The 8081-nt window shown below is 37.4% G+C and carries 9 protein-coding genes; 1 reads left to right on the top strand and 8 read right to left on the bottom strand.

From position 1 onward, the window contains the following. From AC1DSB_RS10675 to AC1DSB_RS10645, 7 genes are all read right to left on the bottom strand, one after another. Positions 1-515: putative glycoside hydrolase (locus AC1DSB_RS10675; protein WP_477586697.1), on the bottom strand; the 515-nt coding region annotated here is incomplete at its 3' end. 194 nt (positions 516-709) lie between these two features. Further along, positions 710-937 carry a YczI family protein gene (locus AC1DSB_RS10670; RefSeq protein ID WP_342543777.1) on the bottom strand — a complete coding sequence of 76 codons (228 nt, stop codon included), beginning with the start codon at positions 935-937 and terminating at the stop codon, positions 710-712. 509 nt (positions 938-1446) lie between these two features. Beyond that, positions 1447-2388: an ABC transporter ATP-binding protein gene (locus tag AC1DSB_RS10665; protein WP_016428014.1), complete on the bottom strand. Its 942-nt coding sequence runs from the start codon at positions 2386-2388 to the stop codon at positions 1447-1449. Then, positions 2388-3443, bottom strand: a complete 1056-nt coding sequence (locus AC1DSB_RS10660; RefSeq protein WP_477532561.1) for an ABC transporter ATP-binding protein — start codon at positions 3441-3443, stop codon at positions 2388-2390. The genes AC1DSB_RS10665 and AC1DSB_RS10660 overlap by 1 nt, the downstream gene beginning before the upstream one ends. 17 nt (positions 3444-3460) lie before the next feature. Beyond that, complete coding sequence (opp3C, locus tag AC1DSB_RS10655) at positions 3461-4480, bottom strand: oligopeptide ABC transporter permease (protein ID WP_477532562.1); 1020 nt, start codon at positions 4478-4480, stop codon at positions 3461-3463. Then, positions 4480-5412 (bottom strand): oligopeptide ABC transporter permease, encoded by a 933-nt coding sequence (gene opp3b, locus AC1DSB_RS10650; RefSeq protein ID WP_016428017.1) that lies wholly within the window; start codon positions 5410-5412, stop codon positions 4480-4482. The genes opp3C and opp3b overlap by 1 nt, the downstream gene beginning before the upstream one ends. Positions 5413-5609: 197 nt before the next feature. After that, a complete protein-coding gene (locus tag AC1DSB_RS10645) occupies positions 5610-7322 on the bottom strand; it encodes a peptide ABC transporter substrate-binding protein (RefSeq protein WP_477586696.1) in 1713 nt (570 codons plus the stop codon). A gap of 243 nt (positions 7323-7565) precedes the next feature. On the opposite strand from AC1DSB_RS10645, the gene AC1DSB_RS10640 reads away from it, so the two are divergent. Further along, positions 7566-7913, top strand: a complete 348-nt coding sequence (locus AC1DSB_RS10640; protein WP_477532564.1) for a DUF3899 domain-containing protein — start codon at positions 7566-7568, stop codon at positions 7911-7913. Here the strand turns inward: AC1DSB_RS10640 and AC1DSB_RS10635 are convergent. After that, the coding region (locus AC1DSB_RS10635) for a hypothetical protein (RefSeq protein WP_477586695.1) at positions 7901-8081 on the bottom strand (181 nt) is incomplete at its 5' end. The genes AC1DSB_RS10640 and AC1DSB_RS10635 overlap by 13 nt on opposite strands.

The following is an 8081-nucleotide window of genomic DNA, read 5'->3' as shown; positions in this document are numbered from 1 at the left end:
GTTGAACCTTCCACAAAGGAAAGCTCTGGTTTGGCATTAGCAAGGTTGGAATCTTTGAAAACCACTACACGTGCGATTGGGTATACTTGTTTTTCCTCTAAAACTTTTAACATCGCTTTTGGATCTTTAATATATGGGTTCCCGATATTTAAAGGTTTTAATGGTGAGTCGTCGGCTGGAACATATGTTAAATCGCCAAAATCATCTTTAATATCAATGACCATGGCATTTAATTCAGTGGAATCCATTAACTTCAATAACTCTTTAAAGCGTGCTCCTCCTGCTGAATGACCAGTTACATAGACACCACGGATGGCATCAGGATAAGTGAAATTCATACCCGAATCAAATCGAAACAATGCGGAAGCAGTAATCATTTCTTCTTCAACCGTAGTAAAGCCATATGTACGTTCAGTAAAGTCCTTGACGATTACTTCTTTCGCAGCATAGCTTGAAGTAGGCATTAATAATGCTGCAACTAAAGCACTTGTTCCTATGTATTTTCTTACTGTCATAATTTGTACTTCCTTTCTATTCTCTACCATTTTAGCAAGTATACATATGCATTTAAAGATTAATTTGTCATATAAAAAAAGAAAGCCTATGTTAACTTTCTCGGTTGTTTTTAAAAAAAGAAGCGTATTCGATATTTTGAGTCGAATACACTTCTTGTTCTTTCGTATGGAGAATAATACTTACATTAAACTCCCTAATGCAATATAAAACTTTGGATAGATACGAATAGCGAAAATGCAAATACGACTATCAATAACCAACCTGTCAGCTTTTTATTTTGTTGGAATTCTTGTATTCCCGTCACCAACATTGATAAACCTAAAAATAAAATCAAATATGCTTGAAATTCAAAATTTCTTGTAATTAATCCATAACCAGCTAATGCTAATGTAATAATTGAAAATAGAATCCGTAAAATCATTAACAAAGTTTATCTACCTCCTAAAACTAAACTCGCCTATTTTCTTAACTAAGGCAATTTTTTTCTTTCATTATATAATATAATTCTACAAATATTCCCAAAAATTTTGTTATGCTGTCCTTTTTCTTAATGGAATCGTTGCGTTCGTTTCGTTTATTGGGTATAACATTTGTTCTATACAGTCGAATATCAACAATATAATTAAACAGAGCCAAAAAAAGGAATCTGTGCCATTTCCGCAGCCGAACTAACAAGCCTCCTCGGGCCAGCACGATGTTGGTCACGAAGGTGTTTCCACAAAATTGCATTTTGCGACGAGTAACCGCAGGAGCAGCCTTTTCGAAGAATGAGACCCACAAGTATGTGGTTTTCATATTCGTTTGCTCATGCGGAACATACGGCTAGCGCAAATGTACGATAAACAACCATATTTATTAACAGAGCCAAAAGAAAAAGCCATTCCTTATAAAGGAATGGCACATTTCATTTTTCCCATGTATCAAAGTTCATTATACACGAGCTGCAGAAGTTAACTTTAATGATTCAAATTCACGTTCTGAACAGAATACAAAATGTCCAGGTGTTACTTCACGCATCGCAATTTCTTCCCCATCTTGATAATTATGAGATGTAGGATCATACGATTTACGTACGCGTGTACGCTCATAGTTAGGATCTGGAAGTGGAATTGCAGATAACAAAGATTGTGTATAAGGATGTAATGGGTTATTGTACAACTCTTCGGCAGGAGCCAATTCAACCAATTTCCCGAAATACATCACACCGATACGATCGGAAATGTATTTTACCATCGACAAGTCATGTGCGATAAATAAATAAGTCAATCCTTTTTCTTCTTGTAGTTCTTTTAATAAGTTAACTACTTGTGCTTGAATCGATACGTCCAACGCAGAAATTGGCTCATCAGCGATGATGAATTCAGGATCTACTGCAAGAGCGCGAGCGATACCAAGACGTTGGCGTTGTCCACCCGAGAATTCATGTGGATAGCGGTTTGCATGTTCTTTATTAAGACCAACAGTCTCTAAAAGTTCATGGACACGATCTTTACGCTCTTTTGAATTTTTTGTTAAGCCATGAATATCTAAACCTTCTGCAATAATATCCAATACTTTCATACGTGGATTGAGCGACGCATACGGATCTTGGAAAATCATTTGCATTTTACGGTTAAATATTTTTAAATCCGACTTTGATTTTTTCCCATGAACATTAATTCCATCGAAAATCACTTCGCCGTCTGTTGCATTATATAAGCGGATAATTGAACGGCCAGTTGTTGATTTCCCACAACCTGACTCTCCAACTAATCCAAGTGTTTCACCTTTGTAAATATCGAAGCTAATGTCATCTACTGCACGCACTTCATTAGCTTTGCCTTCATTGAAATATTGTTTTAAGTTTCTAATTTCTAGCAATTTTTCAGCCATCAGCGCGCAACTCCTTCATAGTATCGACTTCCCGGGAATTTCTTCATACGTTCCACAATGGCAGCTGGCGGCTCGACTTGAGGTGCCTCCGGATGTAATAACCAAGTCGCAGCATAATGTGTATCGCTCACTTTGAATACTGGCGGAGCCTGTTCCAAATCGATTGCAAGTGCATAGTCACTACGAAGTGCAAATGCATCTCCTTTTGGTGGATCCAATAAATCAGGAGGTGTCCCTGGAATTGCATATAATTTTTCATCTGCTGTATCCAGAGAAGGCATTGAGCTTAATAATCCCCATGTATACGGATGTTGGGGGTTATAGAAAATCTCATCCACTGTACCCATTTCGACAATACGTCCACCATACATAACCGCAACTCGGTCTGCAACGTTTGCTACAACACCCAAGTCATGTGTAATGAAAATGATAGATGTATCAATTTTCTTCTGTAAATCTTTCATTAATTCAAGAATTTGAGCTTGAATCGTAACGTCCAATGCTGTTGTTGGTTCATCCGCAATCAGAATCTGAGGATTACAAGCAAGAGCAATCGCGATAACGATACGTTGTCGTTGACCACCAGAGAATTGGTGTGGATATTGCTTAATACGTAATTCAGGTTTAGGCATCCCTACCATACGCAATAAATCAATCGCAATTTTTTTCGCTTCTGTTTTCCCTACTTTCTGGTGCTTTAACAATGGTTCAGTAATTTGACGACCAATTGTCATTGTAGGGTTAAGTGATGTCATTGGATCTTGGAAGATCATTGAGATATCTTTACCACGAATTTTTTGCATTTCTTTATCTGAGAGCTTTGTTAGATCTTTGCCATTGAACAAAATTTGTCCGCTTTTGAATTCTGAACTAGATTCTGGTAAAAGGCGCATAATCGCTTTTGTTGTTACTGATTTCCCTGAACCCGATTCACCAACGATCGCTAGCGTTTCCCCTTTTTGCAAATCGAAGTTTACACCACGAATGGCTTTTACTTCCCCTGCAAAAGTGTGGAAGGAAAGCTGAAGGTCTTTTACTTCTAAGATTTTTTCCATTGTCGCTTTCCTCCTTCTTAATCTTTCATTTTCGGATCAAGTGCATCWCGTAATCCATCTCCGAGTAAGTTAAATGCCACCATCAATAAACTCAAGACAATTGACGGGAACATCAAAATATGCGGTTGGAATTTGATTAGTTTATAACCATCGTTAATCAATGTTCCAAGTGATGCAGCTGGTGGTTGTAACCCAAGACCGATAAAGCTCAAGAAAGCCTCGAAGAAGATTGCACCTGGAATTGTGAACATTGTGTTGATAATAATAATTCCTAGAATGTTAGGAAGTAAGTGTTTAGAAATGATGCGGTTGTTGCTTGCTCCTAAAGTACGTGAAGCCAATACGAATTCCTGGTTTTTATATTTAAGAACTTGTCCACGTACAACACGTGACATCCCAATCCATCCAGTAATTGTAATGGCGATAATAATGGCCATGATACCTGGATCCATGACGAGAATCATTAAGATAACCACGACAAGGTTTGGAATTCCGTATAAGATTTCAACGACACGTTGCATGATATCATCTACTCGTCCGCCATAATATGCAGAAATACCTCCATAAAGAACGCCGATGACCATATCTATTAAAGCTGCAATGAATGCAATGAATAATGAGATTTGAGTACCTTCCCATACACGTGAGAACATATCACGTCCTAATCCATCAGTACCGAACCAGTAGTATTCGTCTACATTTTTCAGTTCATACAAATCTACTTCTTGACCTGCCAAATTCCCTGTTCCATCCCAAATACCGATGTTTTCAAAACCTGGAACTTTCGGTGGCAAGTTTGCATGAGTAAGAGTTTGTGTCTCTGCATCATGCGGACTTATCATTGGCCCTACAAATGACATGATTATAATCAAAAACAAAATGACAATACTAACGATGGCCGCTTTGTTTTTACGAATGCGTAACCATGCATCTTGCCAGAAGCTTAAACTTGGTTTAGTAATACGTTCTGCTGCACTGCTATCTATTGTAATACGGTTAAAAGAACCAGCAGGTAATTTATCTAGATTTTGTGTCATTAATTATTACCTCCTGATAAACGGATACGTGGGTCGATTACTCCATAAAGAACATCGACAACTAAGATAATGAAAATCAAGAATACAGAGAAGAACAACGTTGTTCCCATAATAATTGAATAGTCATTGATCATAATCGCTTTTACAAATTGCTCACCGATACCTGGAATCGCAAATATTTGCTCTATAACAAGTGAACCTGTAAGTAATCCAGCAGCAACTGGTCCTAAAACCGTTACCAAAGGAATCAAAGCATTACGGAAAGCATGTTTAAATGCTACTTCAAATCCACTGGCACCTTTAGAGCGTGCTAGAGTAATATAATCGGAGCTTAAAACTTCGATCATTTCTGTACGGATGAAACGTGAAGCAATTGCAAGTGGTCCCATTGCTAATGCAATTGATGGCATAACACTGGACATCCAGCCATCTTTCCAAAGTGCAACTGGGAACCAGCCTAATTGAACGCCGAACCAGTATTGAAGTGTTGTTGCAAAAACGAATGATGGGATAGAAATACCGATAATAGCAATTAATGTACTACCGTAATCCCAAATCGTATTTTGTCGTAATGCGGCAATCATCCCAAGGATAATACCGATGAAAACTCCTAAAATCATTCCTTGTGCACCTAGTAAGAAAGATGGTCCTAAGCGATTGAGAATTAAATCTGTTACGCTCGCACCTTTAAACTGGAATGAGTTACCTAAGTCACCTTGTGCTAAATTTAGCATGTATTTACCATACTGAACTGGTAGTGGTTCATTTAAACCATATTTCGCCTCTACTACCGCTAGCTGGTCAGGGGTAAGTTTCGAAGCGGATGCAATAGGGGAACCTGGTAGCGTTTTCATTAAGAAAAATGTTGCTGTCGCAATCAGGAAAAGAGTAATGAACATATAAAAAACACGTCTTGCGATATACTTAGCCATTTTTGCACCTCCTAAGTGAATACGAGCAGAATTTAAATTCTACTTTTCTATATAAACAGATAAAACTAGTTAATGTCAAATTAATATTTGAAAATAGTAAATTTTTAATTAATTCACACTCATTTAAAAAGAGAGTATATGGCCCTATTGGATACCATATACTCTCTCTCTATGAGATTTTTTATCTTAGTTAAAGATTACTCTTTACCTGAGATGTACGCCCATTTGTATGAGTAGTCTCCACCGAATGGGTGAGAAACAATACCTTTAACATAAGGTTGTACTAATGCCATTGTTCCGCGTTGGTAGATCGGTCCAATTGCATAGTCTTCTTGAACTAACATTTTCTCAGCTTGAGCCATTGCGTCCCAACGACCTTCTGCATCAATAGCAAGTTCACCTTTAGCTGATTCAATCAACTTGTCGTACTCAGGGTTAGAGTAAGACATTAAGTTATGAGAAGRACCTGTTACGAACAAGTCTACGAAAGTCATAGGATCTTGATAGTCAGGGCCCCAACCAGAAACTTGGATATCATAATCTTGTTTTTCATCAAGTTCTAAACGAACGTTGAATGGTACTTCTTTAAGTGTGATATTTAAACCTTCAAGGTTAGTCTCTAATTGAGATTTGAAGTACTCGTCCATTTTCTTAGAAAGGTCAGAGTCTCCACCTAGAATTTCAAGTGATACTTCAGTAACACCTAGCTCAGATAAACCTTTATCCCATGCTGCTTTAGCTTCTTCAACATTGTAAGTAGCCATGTCGCCATTTACTTCGCGGAAGTCAGCACCTTCAGCAGTGAAAGTGAATTCTTGTGGTACTAAGTAGTTAGCTGGAAGAGATCCGTTAGCTAATACTACATTTGCTAAATCTTCTTTGTTGAATGCTTTAGCAAGTGCTTCACGAATGTTTACGTTTGCAAGTGGTGTTTTCTTACCGTTACGTTCTTGGTTATATTTGAAGTAGAACACAGTTGGCTCTAATTCTTTTAATAGATTTTCATCGTTAGCATATTGCATAGCATACTCACCAGAAAGACCAGTACGATCTTTTTCGCCAGTTGTGTAAAGGTTAACTGCAGTAGCTACTTCTTTAACAACGTCGAAGTTGATTTGAGTAAGTTTTACAGTTTCTGCATCCCAATATTGTTCGTTTTTCTTAAGTTTCCAAGTTAAACCAGTGCCATCCCAATCAGTCATAGTGAATGGACCGTTGTAAAGAATTGTTTCAGAATTTGTTGCATATTTATCGCCTTGTGCCTTAACGAATTCTTCTTTCAGCGGGAAGAATGTTCCGAATGACATCAATGAGATAAAGTAAGGAACTGGACGCTCAAGAGTAACTTCAAGAGTTTTCTCATCTAGAGCTTTAACTCCAAGGTCAGCAACTTCAGCTTTTTTCTCACCGATAGCAGTTGCGTTTTTGATAACGCCAGCCATCATGTAAGGACCGTATGGTGAACCAGTCGCTGGGTCAATTGCACGTTTCCATGCATACTCGAAGTCGTTAGCAGTAACAGCAGAACCGTCAGACCAGTTAGCATCACGTAATTTGAACGTGTATGTTAAACCGTCTTCAGAAATTGTTGGTTCCTCAGCAGCCATAGCTGGAACAGGAACATTTTCTTGATCTAAACGCATAAGACCTTCGTTTACGTTACCTAACATGTCGAAACCAACTTGGTCTTCAACGATTGAAGAATCCAATGATGGAATCTCAGCGACGTGGTTTAGATTAAGGATTTGCTCCGCATCTAAAGCACCTTCAGCTGGTTCTTCTGTACCTTCGCCTTCTCCGTCAGTTGTTGGTTCAGTTGAAGGTTTTTCTTCATCTTTACCACAAGCAGCTAAGAACATACTAAGTACTAGCATAAGACTTAATAGCCAAACTAATTTGCTTTTCTTCACTTAAAATGACCTCCTTAAATATTCTGAAAAATTGTTACAATGTTAATTATACATATTCAAAAAAATCTGTACAGTCTTTTTTTGAATATTTTTTACACTTATGTAACAGAAAGATTACAAGAACATAACAGAACCGTTGGTAGTCTAAGGTTGTTCGAGAATTGCGAATTATTAATTCGTTTAGCGAAATTTTGATTTTTTCCGTCAATTCTTCTACAATATGAGAAGGATTGAGGTGTTTTTATGAAAAAGTTGGTTAATTGGTTTATTGCTTCTCAGTTACTTATTATTGCAATGATGTTACTCATTATTAAAGAAGTGACACTTACCTCTTATATAAACATGTCGTTTTTTGTCGGAGGAACGATCACTTTTATTGGGTTATTAGTCTATGTTGTCTCAAATGGATTTTTCGATATTTTTACTATGAGCTTCAGAAAAGTTTTCTCATCGAAAAGAAGTTTAGTGGATACGGAGTCAATGCGTGCCCCTTCGGAGTTGCTGGATTTCCAGACAAAACCTTTTTTCCAGTTAGGTGGGTACATTTTACTCGCAATGTTGATTGCATTGACGATTTATTATTTAGCATAATTTGCACTTGATTTTGGAGTTTCTTCTATATTATAATGACAATCAAAATACATGATAAATGCAAAGACGAAGAATAGTACTTTTGAATGGGTTGTCCAGAGAATCTGTATTTGGTGAAAACAGATCTTCCCATCATTAGGAATGGACTTCTGAGCATGGTTTACGAAC

This window comes from Paenisporosarcina sp. P4_E4_2, assembly GCF_056401595.1.
This window is presented reverse-complemented; position numbering and strand designations above follow the sequence as displayed.